Origin of the sequence: Sphaerisporangium sp. NPDC051017, from assembly GCF_040683095.1 — a bacterium.
Lineage (GTDB): Bacteria > Actinomycetota > Actinomycetes > Streptosporangiales > Streptosporangiaceae > Sphaerisporangium.
In genome coordinates this window covers 1-17,400 of sequence record NZ_JBFBCI010000044.1, presented here as the reverse complement: position 1 = coordinate 17,400, position 17,400 = coordinate 1, and the positions used below count along the sequence as shown (strand labels likewise).

General features: G+C 70.4%; 15 protein-coding genes. 5 read left to right on the top strand and 10 right to left on the bottom strand.

The features are described from left to right. Positions 1–93 precede the first annotated feature (93 nt). Positions 94–660 (bottom strand): NlpC/P60 family protein, encoded by a 567-nt coding sequence (locus AB0M95_RS28670; protein ID WP_363770926.1) that lies wholly within the window; start codon positions 658–660, stop codon positions 94–96. Positions 661–1,086: 426 nt separating this feature from the next. After that, positions 1,087–3,963 (bottom strand): glycoside hydrolase family 48 protein, encoded by a 2,877-nt coding sequence (locus AB0M95_RS28665; RefSeq protein ID WP_363770923.1) that lies wholly within the window; start codon positions 3,961–3,963, stop codon positions 1,087–1,089. A gap of 475 nt (positions 3,964–4,438) precedes the next feature. Here AB0M95_RS28665 and AB0M95_RS28660 point away from each other — a divergent pair, with 475 nt between their 5' ends. After that, positions 4,439–4,666, top strand: a complete 228-nt coding sequence (locus tag AB0M95_RS28660) for a DUF6158 family protein (RefSeq protein ID WP_363770920.1) — start codon at positions 4,439–4,441, stop codon at positions 4,664–4,666. Between the two features lie 119 nt (positions 4,667–4,785). On the opposite strand, the gene AB0M95_RS28655 is transcribed toward AB0M95_RS28660, so the two are convergent. The 6 genes from AB0M95_RS28655 to mscL form a co-directional block, all read right to left on the bottom strand. Continuing rightward, complete coding sequence (locus AB0M95_RS28655; protein ID WP_363770917.1) at positions 4,786–6,180, bottom strand: ice-binding family protein; 1,395 nt, start codon at positions 6,178–6,180, stop codon at positions 4,786–4,788. Positions 6,181–6,850: 670 nt separating this feature from the next. Then, positions 6,851–8,389, bottom strand: coding sequence for a protein kinase (locus tag AB0M95_RS28650; protein WP_363770914.1), 1,539 nt, complete (start codon positions 8,387–8,389; stop codon positions 6,851–6,853). Beyond that, positions 8,376–9,383: a LacI family DNA-binding transcriptional regulator gene (locus AB0M95_RS28645; RefSeq protein WP_358516012.1), complete on the bottom strand. Its 1,008-nt coding sequence runs from the start codon at positions 9,381–9,383 to the stop codon at positions 8,376–8,378. Before AB0M95_RS28645 ends, AB0M95_RS28650 begins: the two co-directional genes overlap by 14 nt. A 313-nt stretch (positions 9,384–9,696) precedes the next feature. Continuing rightward, positions 9,697–10,791 carry an LLM class flavin-dependent oxidoreductase gene (locus AB0M95_RS28640; RefSeq protein ID WP_363770910.1) on the bottom strand — a complete coding sequence of 365 codons (1,095 nt, stop codon included), beginning with the start codon at positions 10,789–10,791 and terminating at the stop codon, positions 9,697–9,699. 94 nt (positions 10,792–10,885) lie between these two features. Next, on the bottom strand, positions 10,886–11,491 hold the full coding sequence (locus AB0M95_RS28635; RefSeq protein WP_363771045.1) for a PQQ-dependent sugar dehydrogenase: 606 nt from the start codon (positions 11,489–11,491) through the stop codon (positions 10,886–10,888). Between the two features lie 67 nt (positions 11,492–11,558). Then, entirely contained in the window at positions 11,559–11,987 is a 429-nt protein-coding gene (gene mscL / locus AB0M95_RS28630; protein WP_363770907.1) for a large conductance mechanosensitive channel protein MscL, read from the bottom strand. Between the two features lie 347 nt (positions 11,988–12,334). Between mscL and AB0M95_RS28625 the strand changes: the two genes are divergently transcribed. Further along, the gene (locus AB0M95_RS28625; RefSeq protein WP_363770904.1) at positions 12,335–12,580 is read left to right on the top strand and encodes a hypothetical protein; all 246 of its coding nucleotides are present in this window, start codon (positions 12,335–12,337) and stop codon (positions 12,578–12,580) included. 279 nt (positions 12,581–12,859) lie between these two features. Here AB0M95_RS28625 and AB0M95_RS28620 read toward each other — a convergent pair whose 3' ends face one another. Further along, positions 12,860–13,099 carry a DUF397 domain-containing protein gene (locus tag AB0M95_RS28620; RefSeq protein WP_363770901.1) on the bottom strand — a complete coding sequence of 80 codons (240 nt, stop codon included), beginning with the start codon at positions 13,097–13,099 and terminating at the stop codon, positions 12,860–12,862. 109 nt (positions 13,100–13,208) lie between these two features. Next, a complete protein-coding gene (locus tag AB0M95_RS28615; protein ID WP_363770898.1) occupies positions 13,209–14,057 on the bottom strand; it encodes a helix-turn-helix transcriptional regulator in 849 nt (282 codons plus the stop codon). A 548-nt stretch (positions 14,058–14,605) separates the two neighbouring features. On the opposite strand from AB0M95_RS28615, the gene AB0M95_RS28610 reads away from it, so the two are divergent. The 3 genes from AB0M95_RS28610 to AB0M95_RS28600 all read left to right on the top strand — a co-directional run. Then, positions 14,606–14,911, top strand: a complete 306-nt coding sequence (locus tag AB0M95_RS28610) for a hypothetical protein (RefSeq protein WP_363770895.1) — start codon at positions 14,606–14,608, stop codon at positions 14,909–14,911. 189 nt (positions 14,912–15,100) lie between these two features. After that, complete coding sequence (locus tag AB0M95_RS28605) at positions 15,101–16,690, top strand: beta-N-acetylhexosaminidase (protein ID WP_363770892.1); 1,590 nt, start codon at positions 15,101–15,103, stop codon at positions 16,688–16,690. A 290-nt stretch (positions 16,691–16,980) separates the two neighbouring features. Beyond that, on the top strand, positions 16,981–17,400 hold a 420-nt coding region (locus AB0M95_RS28600), incomplete at its 3' end, for a zinc ribbon domain-containing protein (RefSeq protein ID WP_363771042.1).

Here is a 17,400-nt window from a genome sequence, read left to right as displayed (position 1 = left end):
TCACCGGAGCCGTCATGCAGATGGTCGTCCACGGCGTATCCGGCGACCTGGACGCCTACCTCGAGCTCGAACAGGAAGGGCCGCGGGGAGCGGTCAGTCCTCGTACCGGTAGTACCCGGCGAGGTCGGGCAGGACGGTGACGCGGTCGGTGCGGATCGTGGTGCCCGTGCGCAGCGCGTTGATCATCTTCCCGCCGCCGATGTAGATGCCGACGTGGTGCGTCCGGACGGTCCGCTTGCGCACCTTGCCGTAGAAGACCAGGTCGCCGGGGCGGGCCGCCTTGGCGGGGATCCTCCGCATGCGCCGGATGTGGTCGTCGGTGGTCCCGCCGCCGAGGACGTCCTGCTTGTAGGCGAGGTTGTACACCCACCGGGCCAGCCCCGAGCAGTCCAGGCCGACGGTGGTGTCGGCCGGGCACGGCCGGATGGACCCGTGGTAGCCCTGGCAGGTGCCGAGGGATGGGCCGGGCAGCGTGTCGTGCCCGCCGCCCCAGACGTACGGGATCGCCCCGCCCTTCCACCGGCTCTGTTCCTGCCCGTTGAGGATGGCCTGGGCGATGGCCACCACCCGGTTCGGCTCGTTGGCGACGACCAGGGGCGCCGACCCCGCCGCGAGGGTGAGGACGGCCGCCGCGGCCGCCAGCCGGACGGATCGCCGCACGTGGAACCCCCGTTCCCTGGTCGATGTCCGCCCTCTTCATTCTGATCGGGTCATCGCAGGATGCGCGGGTTTGATGAAATGTCACGCATAGTGCTGTATGGCGAGAATGCGGCGATCACTGTCCGTTCATCGCCGTGCCGGCGGCGGGCCTGGCCCCCGCCCGGGGCACGCGGGCCAGGCCGGGCGATGACGCGGACGTGGGGGTGCCCGGCCGGGCCCGCTTGAAAGGCCCGGCCGGGCTGTGGTCTCGCGCTCCCAGGGCGTTTCGAGACCACGTCTGGAAGGTCAGGCGGGCGTGCAGGTCACCGTGGCCGGGACCGCGTTCGCGGGGGGAAGGTGCGGGATGCGGTGGGGGTCGGGCCCACCACACCCCGCACCCGGCCCGGACGCGGCGGCGTCACTCAGGCGTCGCCGCGTCCGGGTGGATCAGGGGAACAGCCGGCCGTACTCGGCGAGGGCGACCGCGACGTCGACCTGCGCCCAGAAACGGTGGTAGTTGAACGTCGGGGCAGGGCCCGTGCCGTTCAGGTAGGCCTGGACCTTCGGCCAGTCCGGGTCGTTGCGGTACCACGACCGGATCGAGATGAAGGTCGAGCTGGAGTTGATCGTGTCGCCGTTCGGCATCTTGCCGGTCCAGCCGGCGGGGATGTAGATCGGGTCGTCGAGGCGGTCGTAGTCGGCCTTGGTCTCCGGCACCGACACGCCCTTGGCGTCCTGGTTGTTGGCCCAGACGCCGTCGAGCAGCGCCTTGGCCATGTTCTTCGCCGCCGTGTTGTTGGCCTTGGCGGCGTAGTACATGAGCACCTTGGCGTACGCCCCGGCCACGCCGACGTCGTTGGTGTAGTCGGCGATCGTGACGTGCAGCCCCGTGTTCGGCGTCGGCGGGTTCGTCCAGGTGTTCGGCTGGCCGGTCCACCGCAGCGTCGAGGGGATCTGGTAGGTGCCGTTCGCGTTCACCGTGGTGTTGGCCATGGCCCAGGCCACCCACTTGTCCAGGATGGACTTGGCGGTGGCGTTGCCCGTGGCGTAGTAGTACTCGGCCACGCGCTCCATCGACCACGCCTGGAAGCCGAACCACTGGTTGGACGGCGGGTCGTGGTAGACGGGCTGCCAGTCGTAGGCCATGCCGTAGAAGGTCGGCGTGCCGGCCGGCGGGGCCGCGTAGTGACCCTGCCAGCTGTTGGTCGCGCCGCCCGCGATGGCGCCTTCGGCGGACTGCAGCCACTGGTAGAACTCGAGCTGCCGCGTCAGGCTGGTGCTCCAGTCGGTGACGGCGGTCGGGCTCTTGGGCTTGAGCACGTCCACGTTGGACAGCGCCCAGGCCGCGAGCGGGTTCTGGTACCCGGAGTGGTTGTGGCTGGAGCCGATGCGCCAGGCCCACCCGGCGGAGGAGTCGTTCGCGCCGCCCCAGGCGTAGTACCACGACAGCAGGTAGGCCGAGCTGTCCTTGCCGGTCCCGGCCGCGCAGGACGTGCTGGTGCAGCCCTGCTTCTTGAAGTACTTGTCGTACATCGCGTAGCGCAGGTAGTCGCCCATCTTCGCGGCCTTCGCGACCGTGGCGGAGATCTGCGACTCCTTGCCCTGCGCCTTCGCCCACGTGTACGCCCAGTACGCGGCCTGGACGGCGCGCGCGTCGGCGTCGGGGGCGTTGGTGTACTTCCACTGCTTGGCGTAGGAGCTGTCACCGGTGAACAGGTCCAGGTAGCCGTTCGGGCCGCCGAACCTGAAGGTGTCGCAGGACGGCTGGGGAACGGTCTCGAACACCGACTCCTCGGGGCCGCGCTGGTAGGTGTTGATGTAGGCGGGCTTGGTGGTGCCGTCGCCGCAGCGGCCGTAGCCGTAGGTGTTGTCGACGTCCAGCAGCCAGTGCATGCCGTAGATGTCGCCGGTGCCGTAGGCGGACTTCAGCTCGTTGGCGAGCGGATCGGCGCCGACCGACACACCGCCGTCGAGGCGGGACGGGTACTGCCGGATGTCGTCCCACTCGCCGGCGTAGGTCGCGGGCTTGGACGGGTTGTAGAAGGAGTTGGTCGGCTGGTCGGCCGTGGAGGGGATGATGTACCTCTCCATGATCCCCCACGCGTCATTGAACCGCTGCCACGTGCCGGTGACCTGGCCGTACACCGCCTCCAGCCACAGGTAGTAGCTGAACGCCTCCGAGGTCGTCTCGTGCCCGTGGTCGGGAGCCTCGACCATCAGCGTCTCGACCGAGTGGTACGGGACGCCCTGCGGCGAGAAGTAGCCGTTGGCCGGGTCGTGCAGCTTGTTGTACATCGTGGTGAACCGCTGGATGTACTCGTTGTTGCCGCCCGAGCCGTCGTTGTCGGCCTCGGTGGCCACCAGCGAGGCGGAGGTCCAGCCGGTCGCGGTGGAGGTGAACGTCGCCGTGCCGGCCGCCGTGTCGGCGTCCTCGGCCGCGGCGATGGTCACGGGCTGCGTCGTGTTCCAGTTGGCGGGCGTGAAGGTCAGCGTGCCGCCGGACTGCACGGTGAGGTCCGGGTCGCCGCCCGCCGCCTTGGCCGTCGTCACCGTCACGTTGGCCGTGGGGGCCTTGGACAGCTTGACCCCGTACGACGCGGTGCCGCCCTCGGGGACGACCAGCGTGGTCGGGCTGACCACGATGGCCTGGGCCGTGGTGCCGGACACCGTGATGCCCACCGGGCTGGAGGTGGTCGTGGCGCCGGCGTTGTCGGTCGCCTTCGCGGTCAGCGAGTAGTCGCCCGCCGCGACGCCGGTCCAACTGTAGGTGTACGGCGCGGTGGTGTCGGTGCCGAGCAGCGTGGTGCCGTTGTAGAACTCCACCTTGGAGACCGTGCCGTCGGAGTCGGCGGCGTTCGCGGCCAGGTTGACCGTGGCGGGCGCGGTGAAGGTCTGGCCCGCGGTCGGCGACGTCAGCGCGACGGTCGGCGGCTGGTTGGTCGGGGTGCCGCCGGTGCAGACCACGCCGTTGATCGAGAACGACGTCGGCTTGGGGTTGGTGCCGGTGTGGGATCCGTTGAAGCCGATGTTCGTCGACTGGCCGGTGCCCAGGTTGCCGTTCCAGCTCAGGTTGGTGGCGGTGACGTTGGCGCCGGTCTGCGACCAGTCGGCGCTCCACCCCTGGGTGACCTGCTGGCCGCCGGGGAAGGCGAAGCGCAGCGTCCAGTTGGTCCAGGCGTCACCGTTGTTCGTGATCTTCACGGCGCCGGTGAAGCCGTTGTTCCAGTCGCTGGTCGTGTAGTCCACCGAGCAGGCGACGGCCGCCGAGGCAGGGGAGGAGGCCACGACGGTGAGGAGGCCGGCCGCCAGGCCGACGAGCGCCACCCACACGCCACGCCGTTTCGCCCGTGAACGTGGGAGCGCTCCCGCTCCGAACGATGATGTTGACATGCTGGACGTACTCCAAGGTGAGAATGCGATGGACGGTACGGGGGTCGGCACGTCCTGGGTCGCACCGGGGTCAAGCGGAAGTGTCTGTACGATGGGAGCGCTCCCACATCGGATTCTGGTGGGCGGGCCGAATATGTCAATGACACGTCCGGCTGATTCCGCGTTGTTGACGCGCCCCTCCGTCCCTGCCTGCCCGTTCACCGCCCGGCCGGCCGGCCGGGCGGACCGGCGAGCTGAAAGTTTCACCCCTCCGGCGACAGTGTCGGCAAGGCCGTCCCGCGCTCCCCTGCCCCGTCTCCGACCTGCCGTCCCGTCCGCTCCGGGGCGTCACCGGGCGGCGGTGACAGTGTGAGATATCCCGCTTTGTTATGGGGTGACGGAATCGGGGGTGCGGGTGGAGGGTGGAGTCATGAACAGAGCCGATCCGAGAAACCTGAGCGTGCGAGATCTGCGCGACGAGCTCCGTGAGCTCGAGAAGTCCTGGATGGAGACGCTGCTGTGCGGTTCCGAGGACGCCGTGGACGACTTCGCGTCCCGCACCCGCGAACTGGAGGAGGAGTTCGCCCGCCGCCGCGGAGAGGGCGCCCCGTCCGCCCCGTCCGGTGCCGCGGTTCCCGGGGACGCGCCCGGAACCTAGCCTCCGAGGCGGGCCGCGCGTTCCGGGAAGACGCGGCGGTCACCTGTAGCGAAGTCACCAGTACGTCGAGGGGCCCGTCCGAGAGGATCGGACGGGCCCCGTGCGTTCCCGGCGTCATGTCACCCGGTGACGGCGACGCGCGGACGCGGTGCCTGGTAGTGCTTGTGGTAGCGGGGCTTGTAGTGCGGCTTGAAGTGCTTCTCGTACGGCTTGTGGTGCGGCTTGTAGCCGTGGTGGTGGTGCCCCGCGCCGTGGTGGCCACGGTGCCCATGGTGGCCGCCCTCGTTGAAGAAGCCGTGCAGCGTGTGCAGGTTCTGCAGCGTCACGAGCTTGCCGTGGTCGTCACGGTGGTGGCGGTCATCGCGCACGTGGTGCCGGCGCTTCCTGTCGTGGACCTGCTTGACCTCGCCCTTCTCGTCCTTCTCGCCCTTTTCCTCCTCCTCCTCGTCCTCCTCGCACTCCTCCTCGCACTCCTCCTCGCACTCCTCCTCCGGGCAGGTCCCGTTGGGGCCGGCCGTCACGCTCAGCGGCTGTGCGGCGCTCGGGTCGAACTCGGTGGTCCCGGTGAACCGGGCGTCGATCCGGTGTGTGCCCACGGGAACGCCCGGGTTCGTCAGCGTCGCGTGCCCGGCGGCGTCGAGGGTGGCCGTGCCGATCTCGATGCCGTCGCGGGTGAACACGACGCGGCCGTTCGTCACCGGTCCCTCGGCCGCGCGCACCGTCGCGGTGAGGGTCATCGGACCCTGCTTGCCGTGCTTGGTGCAGGACGAGACCACCGTGGTGGTGGTCGGCCTGCGGTCCGCGCAGCCCAGCGGCCGCGTGATCGTGGACGCGTTGACGGCCACCGTGCCGAGCAGGCCGACGAGCACCCGGCCTTCGATGGTGGCGTTCGGGCCGACGGTGACGGTGCCCGCGGTGGTCGGGACCACCAGCAGGTTGCCGCGCAGGGTGGCCCCCGAGCCGAGCGACACCGGGCCGGTGAGCGCGAAGAACACGTTGCACGGGCGCGCGCCGCCGGTCAGCGCGACCGTGGCGCCCGTGGCGACGGAGAGACCGGTGCCGCGGATGATGAAGACCGCGTTCGGGTCTCCCTGGGCGTTCAGCGTCAGGGTGCCGCCGAGCGTGAGCGCGCCCGCGGCGGTGGCGTACAAGCCCGGGGTCAGCGTCTGGCCGCCGAGCGCCTCGGCGATCGGGTTGGTCAGCGGCCGGGCCGTGACGTTGGCGAACGCCGTGGCCAGGCCGGCCTGCGCCGCGATGGCGGCGGCGTCGTTGTGGTGGATGACGCCGTTCACGATGCTCGGCGGCATGAAGCCCGTGACCGACGTCCCGGGGCTGACGCCGATGTCGCCGGTGACGGTCGAGGTGCCGGTGTTGGTCACCGAGGCGCCGGCCAGAACCGCGAATTCGGCGGCCGCGCCGAGAGGCACCGGTATCGGCTGTGCCGCCGCGCCGGCACCGGGCGCCGCGGCGACGACCCACGCCGCGACGGTCGCCGTGAGAGCCGCCGCCAGCAAGGAACGAATGATATGTCGCGCCCCGACGCGAGGCCGACTGGCATGATTCATGAAGCGGTCCTTTGCTGTTGCCATCGCTAAGCGAAAACGCATTATCGATAATGCATCCCGAGATCCCACGGTACTTAGCGATGGGGTCGCCATCGTCATGCGACATGCGGAAATTTTGAATCAAGCCCCATATTCAGACAAGCTAGAAATGTCCGCCCAGTGATGGTCTGCCGCGAGAACGAATTGCTTTTCGCCGGTATTGTCCCGGGTGTTTATCGGGCGGGAACCGCCAGTTCAGCGCGTCCGAGTGATGGTTCGCGGCGATCGTCCCTCGGGCGCGGCGCCGGGGCGGACTCATGCCAAAGCGGTCACCGCGCGCCGTCGAGGAGCGCGTCGAGGAGACCGGAGGGACGGCGTGCATCCGCGCGCCGGCACGCGCCGCACAGAAAAGGGTGCGTCACCACGGGTGACGCGCCCTCGGATCACTACCGGCGCCGCTCACGCGCCGGGCGAGATCACGCGCAGGTGATGTTCGAGGCTCCCGGGATTGCGCTCCCATCCGCCGCATTGATGAATTTTCCGAGGGCGTCGCGTCAACTGCCGGAGGCAAGAGCTTTCCGCGGTATCGCCGCGTATGCCATGAGATATCGGACCGGCGAAACGGCCGTCCGGACGAGCCTCAGGAGGCGTGCCGGAGAGCGGTGTCGATCATGTTCAGGTCGTGCTCCAGTTTCTGCCTCTGGCCTGGCGAGAGCGCCCCCTCGCGGCTGCGGTCCTCGAGTTTTCTGCGGACGTCCATCAGTCCGTCGGCCCTGGCCGGGCCGTTGAGCAGGTTGCGCACGACCTGGCGCAGGTCGAGCGCGACGTCGGCGCGGATGTCCCCGGCGACCTCTCCGGCCGAGACGGCCGCGTCGAACCGGCCCACCGCCTGGGCGAGGGTCGGAACCAGGTCGGCCGCGGGCTCGGCATCCGTCTCGCCGCCGCGCGTGGCCGGCGTCGTGGGAATCATCAGGACCGTGCGCGGGGTGGGGACCGAATCCGTCAGGGCCGTCTCCGGCGGTGCGGCGTGGGTCGGTGTGGTGCGCGGCATGGCGGCGGTGTCGGCGGTGTCGGCAGAGGGGGCGGCAGAGGGGGCGGAATGGGCGGTTCGCTTGGGAAGGGGCGGCGAGGTCCGCGTGGTGTCCGGGCCCTGCGCGGACGCGCCGCCGGGGGTGGCGGCGCCGGTGGGATGAGTGTCGACGGCCGCGGTGGGCGGCGACAGATCCGGATTAATCCAGAGAAGGGCGGCGGTCCACGCCGACAGGGCCGCCGCCGCGATGGAGGCCCTGCGCATCCGCCGGATCCACAGGGCGGTCTCCTGCCCCGGGATCGCGGGGGCGTTCAGCGCCGCGGTGAGGACGTCGGCCACATGCTGCGCGCCGGGCCGCTCGGCGGGGTTCTCGGCCAGGCAGCCCGCGCACAGCGCGGCGATCTCGGAGGGCAGTCCGGGGACGCCGGAGGGCGCGGGCGGCGGCCCGCCGCGGTCCGCCGCCTCGACGGCCTCCCAGGTGGTCTCGGGGTAGGGCGGGACCCCGGTGAGCATCTCGTACAGGAGCACGCCGAGCGCGTACACGTCGACGGCCGGATGCACGCTGGCGCCGGTCAGCCGCTCGGGCGCGACGTACGGCGGCGTGCCGAAGTCGGCGAGCCGCTGGTCGACCGGCTCGCCGACGAACGCCGCGATCCCGAAGTCCAGCAGCTTGGCGCCTTCTGGCGTGAGCAGGACGTTCTCGGCGGTGACGTCGCGGTGGACGATCCCGCGCTGGTGGGCGGCCGCGAGCACCGTCGCCACCCGGGCGCCGATCGCCGCGGCCTCGCGCCAGGGCAGCGGCCCCTCCGTGATCCGCTCGGACAGGGGCCGCCCGTCCAGCAGGCGCATCACGACGTACGCCGCGAGGCGCCCGCGCGCGGTGACCGTCTCGCCGTAGTCGTACACCTCGATCGCGTCGGGGTGGATCAGGCGGGCGGTCGCCCGCGCCTCCCGGCGGATGAGCTCGCGCCCGCCGTGGTCGCCGCCGAGGCTCCCGTCCAGCACCTTGATCGCGACGGTGCGGTGCAGGGACTGGTCGAACGCCCGCCAGATGGCGGACATCCCTCCCGAGGCGATCTGTTCCACGAGCCGGTACCGGCGCGTGAGCACATCGCCCTCCCGCATGGCCCCCGAGTCATGCGGATTCACGGACCACCAGCTCCGTGGGCAGGATCGGATTGCCGCGCGGGACCTCGTCCTCGGAGGCGATCGCCATGAGCAGCATCCTGGCCGTGAGGACGGCGAGTTCCTCGACCGGCTGGCGGACCGTGGTGAGCGTGGGGGAGGTGTGCCGGGCGAGCGGGGCGTCGTCGAACCCGATGACGGCCACGTCGTCGGGCACGCGCCGCCCGGAGCGCCGGAGCGCCTGGAGGGCTCCGGCCGCCATCGGGTCGGAGGCGGCGAAGACGGCGTCGAGATGAGGGGAGCGTTGCAGGAGCCACTGCATGGCGTGCGCGCCCGAGGCGTGGCTGAAGTCGCCGTAGGCCACCGGGACGTCGGTCATCCCGGCCGCGTGCAGCGTCCGCAGGAATCCGTCGAGGCGGTCGCGGGCGCCCGGGAGCGTGGGCGGGCCCGCGATCACCGTGATGTTCCGCCGGTCGGTCAGCAGCAGGTGCTCGGCCGCCTGGCGGGCGCCGTCGCGGTTGTCCATGTCGGCGTAGGGCAGGTCGACGCCGTCCGGGGGCCGCCCGGCGCTGCGCACCGGGACTCCCGAGGCGGCGAGGGTGATCGCCAGAGGATGTCGTTCCCTGGCTCCGGCGAGCAGGACGCCGTCGAAGGATCCGGTGACGAGCGGGGGCGCGGCGATGGTGGAGGTGGCGGGTGTGGCGGTCATCACGACGAACGGCACACCGTAGGCGTTGAACACCTCGTCCGCGGCGGACAGGAACCGCGCGTAGAAGGGTTCGGAGAAGATGCGCGGGGTGTGCTCGCAGATCACCGCGGCGACGAGCTGGTCGGAGCGTCGCGCCGACGTGCCCCGAGGCGCTCGATGCCGTACGTAACCGAGTCGCGACATGGCGTCGTGGACCTGGCGGCGCGTCGAGGTGCTCACTCGGACCGAGCCGGTGAGAACCCGTGATGCCGTGGCGGGGGAGACCCCTGCTTCGGCTGCTACCTGGGCGAGGGTGGGCTGGTCAGCCATCCGGCTTCCTCCGCTTAGGGGGTTTATCGCGAAGGTGTGGGAGCGCTCCCACTACAATAACAGTGTTTCTTCCGTGTCAACAGATGTTTCCAGTAAGTGTTCCGCGCGGATCTGGAGGCGATGTTACGGACATATTCCAGGCGAAGAAAGGTCCCTGTCAGAGATTGGTGGAGGTTGGGAGACCTCCGGCCCCACCCGCGCATCCCCGCCGGTGATCACTGCCCGACCGCCGGTCGGGCAGCTCAGCCCCCGCCTCGGGCCCCCCATTCCGCGTCGTGACGCCCCCCGCGCGGCCGCCGGCGTTACCAGGGTGTTATGCGCGGGCGCCCTCGGCCGCACCGCCCCCGATCATGCCGTACGCCTCAGCGATCAGCTCGAAGGACCGCAGCCGGGCCTCGCCGCCGTGCACGCCGGTGGTGATCATCAGCTCGTCCGCGCCGGTGCGCTCGCGCAGCGCGTCCAGGCCCGCGCGGACCGTCGCCGGGTCACCGTGCACCACGTTGCCGAGCCACTCCTGGACGAACTGCTCCTCGATCGGGCTGTAGGGGTACGCCTCCGCCTCCTCGGGCGTGGGCAGCGGGGTCGGCATGCCGCGACGCAGGCGCAGCATGCCGAGGGCTCCGGTGCGCGCCCGCCGCAGCGCCTCCTCCCCGGTGTCCGCCGCCACCGCGCTCACGCCGATCAGCGCGTACGGCTTGTCCAGCACCTCGGACGGCTCGAACCGCGAGCGGTAGAGCTCCAGCGCGGGGATCGTGTTGGCGGAGCTGAAGTGGTGGGCGAACGCGAAGGGCAGGCCGAGCAGCGCCGCCAGCCCCGCGCTGAACCCGCTGGAGCCGAGCAGCCAGATCGGCGGGCGTCCCGAGCCGGGAGCGCCGGCCTCGCCGGGGATCGCCCGGATCCGCATGCGCGGGTCGTCGAACCCGTGGGGGTCGTAGGTGTCGTCCAGGAAGGCGATCAGCTCGGCGAGCTGCTCGGGAAAGTCGTCGGCGTCCGGGGTGGCCCTGCGGCGCAGCGCGCGTGCGGTCGCCTGGTCGGTGCCGGGGGCGCGGCCGAGGCCGAGGTCGATACGCCCCGGATGCAGGGCGTGGAGGGTGCCGAACTGCTCGGCCACGATGATCGGCGCGTGGTTCGGCAGCATCACGCCGCCCGAGCCGAGCCGGATGCTGCGGGTGTTGGCGCCGAGGTGAGCGAGGATCACGGCCGGGGACGAGCTGGCGACGCTGGGCATCCCGTGGTGCTCGGCCACCCAGAACCGGTGGTAGCCCCAGCCCTCGGCCCGCCGGGCCAGTTCGGTCGTCGTGCGGAGGGCATCGGCGGGCGTGTCACCCGCGCCCACGGTGGCCAGGTCCAGGATCGACAGGGGGACGCCGGACTCGCCGCGGGCCACGCCACGGATCTGATCGCTCACACCATCGGACAACCCAGGCCGGACGAGGGCTATTCCGGACGGGAAGGCACCGGGTACGGCGGGCGGCCGTACCCGGCGCGAGCGGGAGCGCGGGCTAGGAGATGGTGATCCGGAAGATCTGGTCCGAGCCGGGACCGCCGCCGCCGTTGTTGTCGGCGTTGGTGGTCGACATCCAGAGCTGGTCGGCGTTCGGCACCTTGGTGACCGTCCGCCCGTAGGCGCCGACGTAGTACGCGGTGGAGGTGCCGACCGACTCGGTGTCGCCGTTGATCGGGATCCGCCAGAGCCGCTCTCCGCGCAGCGCGCCCATGTAGACCACGTTCCTGATGATCGCGATGCCGCTCGGCGAGGCCTGCGCGACCGGCCAGGACGCCTTCGGGTTCATCATGCCGGCCACGCTGCACGTACCCTCACAGGTCGGCCAGCCATAGTTGGCGCCCGGCTTGATCAGGTTGAGCTCGTCCTGCGAGCTGTTACCGAACTCCGCCTCCCACAGTCGGCCGTTCCGGTCGAACGCCAGGCCCTGCGGGTTGCGGTGTCCCATGGAGTACACCAGCGTGCCGAACGGGTTGCCCGGGGCCGGGGCGCCGGTGGTGGTCATCCGCAGGATCTTGCCGTTCAGCGAGTTCCTGTCCTGGGCGAGGCTGGAGGTCTGCGCCGAAGAGCGAAAGGTGCCGCCGGGAACAGGCTGGAGATCGATCTCCGGCCCGCCTCGGCGGCACCTCCCTCACGCTCCGGGCCCGCGGGCCGGGCGCTCCGGCCCCGCGTCAGGCGGGCGGGCGGTCGCCGGCCGGCACGGACTGCAGTTCGGCGGTGCAGAAGGCGCAGCGGCGGGCGTCCACCGGGATGTCGCTGAGACACTGCGGGCACTGCTTCTCGGTCGCCTTCTTGTCGCGGTCGAAGAAGGCGATCAGCCGCGTCATCGGCATCACGACGAGCCAGTAGATGACGGCGGCGATGATCAGGAACGTCAGCAGGTGGTTCACGAAATCGCCGTACTTGAACTCGGCGCCGTTCACCACGAACTTGTACTGCGAGAAGTCCGGCTGGCGGCCGCCCGTGACGGCGGCGATCAGCGGGGTGATCAGGTCGGCGACCATCGCCTCGACCAGCCCGCTGAACGTGGCGCCGACCACGACCGCCACGGCCAGCTCGACGATATTGCCGCGCATCAGGAACTTCCTGAATCCGCCCATTCTTGGTTTCCTCCGGGGAGAGCTTGTGGGGGGGTGAAGGCATCCGGCCACCCATCTGCCCGCCAGCAGACCATTCCGGGCCGAGCGGACCCGCGACGCGGTGCCACCCGGTTCTGCCGGTGGCCGTCGGGTGGACGGGGCCGAAAGCCGCTCCGTTCTCTGGCATTCGGTGAGAGAATCGCCATGATACGTGATGGCGTCGACGCGGAGAATCCTCTCACACTTTCTCGCCGCCGTCCCGGGAAGGTGCGGCTCCGTCCAGCATTTCGCGTCCGCGGGGACGGCCACGGAACTCACGCCCGAGCAAGGCTTCGACGAAGGCGAGTGAAATGAAAGTGCGATGGACGATGGTCGTGCTGACGGCGGTCGGTTGGAGCTCACGACGATGGCGATGGAAAAAGCCGGAGTGGTACATGCCGGTGCTCGGAATTTCCGGCGATGCGGACCCTATGGCCGCGAGGCGGCAATTTTTCGCGATGACGGTGATGAACTACCATCGCATGGGATACGGATCGGGGGTGATCTCCGAATCTTCTATGCGTGAGGAGGGCTTCGCGGCGATGTTCTCCGATCGCATGATGCGTGATCGGTGAGGGCGCGCCCGCCCTTATCGGGAGATGTCCATGATCACGCGAAGTGATCGCGAATTCCTGCGTATCCTCGATGAGGAGTACACGAAGCCGGCCCCGCCGGCCCCGGCGCCCGGCGGCGGGAAGGCCGGCTCACAGCCGGGGTCCCGGCCGCTTCTCCACGTCATGCGCGGCCTCACCTTGGCGCTCTGCGCCGCTGGGGTGATCTATGGAATGAGGGCGGCGATGAGAAGCGCTTCGGCAGAGGCCGGGGTGGGCCGTTCTGACCCACCCCGGCGTCGCTCACTTCTCGCTGGGCCCCTTTTTGAGACTCTGGACATCGAACTCGCCGTTCTTGGCGCCGTCGATGAAAACCTGCCACTCGCTCTCTGTGTAGAGCAGGGCGGGGTTGGCGGGGTCCTTCGAGTCACGCACGGCTATCATCCCGTCCGTGATCGCGACCTCGACGCAATTCTTGGTGGTGCAACGAGCGGCCGTACGCCACTCGACCGCAGGAAAATACGCGGCTGACGAGAACCTCATTGATTCCTCTGGCGGTGTTGGGTGTGACATGGCCACCGATGGTCGGTGGTCCACCCCTCGCAGTATCCCATCCCAAGATCCTTGGTGGGGACGCCGCCGTGCCGCTTGATCAACTAGCGTAGTTCTGGTTTACTTCGGCGATACGAAGCACCGATGCCTCGGGATCCAGCGCGAGTGCCTTCAGTTGGCGGATGGCCTCCCGGCACACCGCCAACTCGGCCGGCTTCTCCAGGTAGTCCGCCCGGGTGATGGACTCGACGTAGGCGACGTCCGACACGGTCGGGTCGTCCATTTCCAGCAGTGTGAAAGCGCTGTTGAATCCCATGTGCGCTCCAACGCTGAAAGGTACCACGCGAACGGTGACGTGCGTGAGCTCGGCCCATTCGATGACGTGTGTCAACTGATCGTGCATGACTTCCGCGCCCCCGACGGGGCGATGAAGGACTGATTCGTCGAGAATCACCAGGTGATGGGGAGGAGTCGCCTGCCGTAGCAATTCCTGCCGCTTCAGGCGCGTCTCGACGCGGTCCAGAAGAACGCTTTCATCGATCTCCGGGAGAACGGCCCGAATTATCGCCCGCGCGTAGTCGGAGGTCTGCAGTATTCCTGGCACCGCGCAGGTGTCGTAGATGGTTATCGAGGACGCCTCCGCTTCCAACCCTATATAGAGGCGAAAGTCCGGGTCGTCGTAGGTCTGCCACCAGCCCGGCTGGCGGGCCTCGCGGGCCATGCGCATGAGCGTCTCGGTCTCGGCCTGGCCGGCGCCGTAGATCTGGCACAGGTCGCGGACGTCGCGCGGGATGACGCCGCGCCGCGCGGTCTCGATGCGGCTGATCTTGGCGGGCGAGCACTCCAGGCTGTGGGCGACCTCCTCGATGCTCAGCCGGGCGGCCTTGCGGAGCTCGCGCAGGCGCGTGGCGAGCTGGCGGCGCCGCAGGGTCGGGTTGGCTTCGGCCACCGGCGCTCACCTCTTCCTGGCGTTCCCTGGCGTTCCCTGGCGTTCCCTGGCGTTCCCTGGCGTTCCCTGGCGTCGCGCCGGCGCGGGCGTCCGCCGCGTGCTCGCCAGGTCGTGGCGAAGCAGGGGGCGGCGGCCGGCGGGGCCGGGCAACGGCCGCGGCGCCCGTCGCGGGCGTCAGCGGCCAACAGTGGTCTACAGCGGTCTACAGCGGTCCTACGTGGTACCAGTCCAGCGTATTGGCCAACGTATTGGCACGCGTTGAACGCCAAAGGTATCGAACAGGGGAGTGTTTGCTGGCAATTGCCATCGGCGGTTGCCTTTAGCACGAACCAGGGTAAACAGAAGGTTAGTCCCCAACGGAGCAGACGTCGCCCGGCGAGCCGGACCCTCGCGGGCGGCGCCTTCCTGTGGGACGGGGAGGCCGCGCCGGGCGGGCGCGGAGTCGGGGCACCGCCTCAGCGGCGCCGTGTCATGGCCGGGCCGGTGGTGGGGCACCGTTCCGGCCCGGGAAGTCACCCGAAGATCAGGGAGCGAGAGGACGATCCTCCATGAACGTCGGTCCCGCCGGGGTCACGGCCAATCTGTGGACGCTCATCCGCGCCCAGGCACTGGCCCGGCATTGGGAGCTCAGTGACGCGCTTTTCGCCGAGATCGACGGGTTCGCGCTGGTGCAGGGCTGGGCGATCAGCCGCCGGCGGACCCGGCACAGCTACCGCGACCCCCGGTTCGACCGGGTGGTCGCCTGTTCCACCTGCGGGGGCGAAGGCAAGGGGGAGGGCGGCCACGCGTGCCGCACCTGCAAGGGGGACGGGCTGCTCAACTTCTTCGAGCCGCCCCGGCGCCGCAGGCGCTGAAAGGCGAGACGCCGCGGGCGCTCATAAGTCCAGGCGCGGCAGGCGCGGATGAAGGCCCGGCGCCGCGGGAACACGTTAGGGCGCGCGGCGCCCGGGTACGGCACGACCTTGACGGATGGCCGCTACGCCTTTACGGTTCCTCCGCAGAGGCAGGTAAGGAAACCTTACTAATAAAGCCCTGGAGGTGCGGTGCGCCCGTCCCGACGACTCGGACTACCGATCGCTGCGGCGGTCGTCATCGCGGGCCTCGCCCCCGGGCAGGCCAGGGCCGCCGATCACGGCGGCGCCGCACACCCCGCGGCGCCCCGTCTCGTGCCGGCCCCCGTCAGCGTCGAGGCCACCGGTGACCCGTTCACCCTGACCTCGGCGACGCGCGTGGTCGTGCGGTCGGGGGCCGGCGCGCGGGCCGCCTCCTACCTGGCCCGCCTGCTGCGCCGGTCCACGGGCTACGCCCTGCCGATCGTCCAGGACGCGGGCGCCGGCGGCGGCATCGTCCTGGACGCGACCGCGCCGCAGGGGCTCGGCCCGGAGGGATACCGCCTGGAGGTGTCGGGCAAGGGGGTGCTGCTGGCGGCGGACACGGGCGAGGGCCTGTTCCGCGGCGTGCAGACGTTGCGCCAGCTCCTGCCCGCCAAGGCCGAGAGCCCGTCCCGGCGGCCTGGCCCGTGGCGGATCACCGGAGCTCGGGTGACCGACCGCCCGAGGTTCGCCTACCGCGGCGCGATGCTCGACGTCGCCCGCCACTTCTTCACGGTGAGGCAGGTCAAGCGGTACATCGACCTGGCCGCCGCGTACAAGGTCAACATGTTCCACCTGCACCTGAGCGACGACCAGGGCTGGCGGATCGCGATCGGGAAATGGCCGCGCCTGACCGAGGTGGGCGGCCGGACGGCGGTGGGCGGCGACCGCGGCGGCTTCTACACGCGGAACGACTACCGCGAGATCGTGAAGTACGCCCAGGACCGCTATGTAACGGTCATCCCGGAGATCGACACCCCCGGGCACACCAACGCCGCCCTGGCCTCGTACGCCCGGCTGAACTGCGACGGCAGGGCCCGCAGGCCGTACACAGGAACCGACGTCGGGTTCAGCTCGCTGTGCGTCGGCAAGGACGTGACCTACCGGTTCCTCGACGACGTGATCGGCGAGCTGGCGCGGCTCACCCCCGGCCCGTACATCGACATCGGCGGCGACGAGGCCAAGAGCACCAGGCGCGCCGGCTACCGCGCGTTCGTGGCCCGCGTCCAGAAGATCGTCCACAGGCACGGCAAGCGCATGATGGGCTGGGAGGAGATCGCGGACGCCAAGCCCTCGCCGGACTCGGTCGCCGAGCACTGGAACCCGGTGACCGGCCGGCAGGACGGCACCGAGCTCGCGCGCTCGGCCGCCCGCCGGGGCGTGAAGCTGGTCATGGCCCCGGCCGACCACGCGTACCTGGACATGAAGTACACCGCCCGGACGCGCCTGGGGACGGACTGGGCGGGGCTGGTGGACGTGCGCCGCGCGTACGCGTGGGATCCGGCCCGGCTGGTCGCCGGGGTGGGCGAGGATGACGTGCTCGGCGTGGAGGCGCCGCTCTGGACCGAGACGGCGCGCACGAGCCGAGACCTCGAATACCTGGCCTACCCGCGCCTGCCCGGGATCGCCGAGATCGGCTGGTCCCCGGCAAGGGGACGCTCGTGGGACGACTACCGCGTGCGGCTCGCGGCCCAGGGGCCCCGCTGGTCCGCGCGCTCGGTGAACTTCTACCACTCGCCGCAGGTGCCCTGGCCGTCCTAGCCGGCCGCGCGGGGGGTGAGGACTGACCCGGTACGGCCAGGCCGTACCGGGGCCTGTTGCTGCTTTGAACTGCGCGGACAAGTCTCGCGGAATACCGGGCCGCAGGTGCTTGACTCCGCCCAAACGACGGTGTTCCTATGGTCAAGTATAGTTAAGAAGCTTTCTTAACTCTCCCGTTCTCCTCATCTTTCGCCCGAACACCCCCCTAGGGAGAGGACGTATGAAGGTACAGGGATACATGGGCATGTCCCGCCCCGTCCGCACCGCCACCACCCTCGTCGCCGCGCTCGCTGGCCGCCGAGGCCGGCATCGCCGTGGTGACCGTACCGGCGCGCAACACCTCCAAGCACTGCCCGCAGTGCCTCACGCCGCTGCGGCACCGCAAAGCCCCCGACCGGCCATCGGTCGCGGGCTGGAAGTGGGCCATCTGCCCCAGCCAGAGGTGCGGCTGGCAGGGCGACCGTGATCAAGGGGCATGGCGCAGGATCGCCGCGCGCGGCCTCACCCACCAGGCCAAGACCGTCGCCGACCGCACCACCGGGCAGATGGCGATCCGCTCGGTGGTGGACACGCTCGAAACACGCGCGGTCATCACCCCGGCCGCGCCCCAGACAGGCCGCAAGGACCGGTCGAAGACCGGCCCCACCCGGCCCCGATCCACACGCCCCGCGCCCAGGCGACGCAGGGCACCCTCCCCTGCCAGGCCCTTG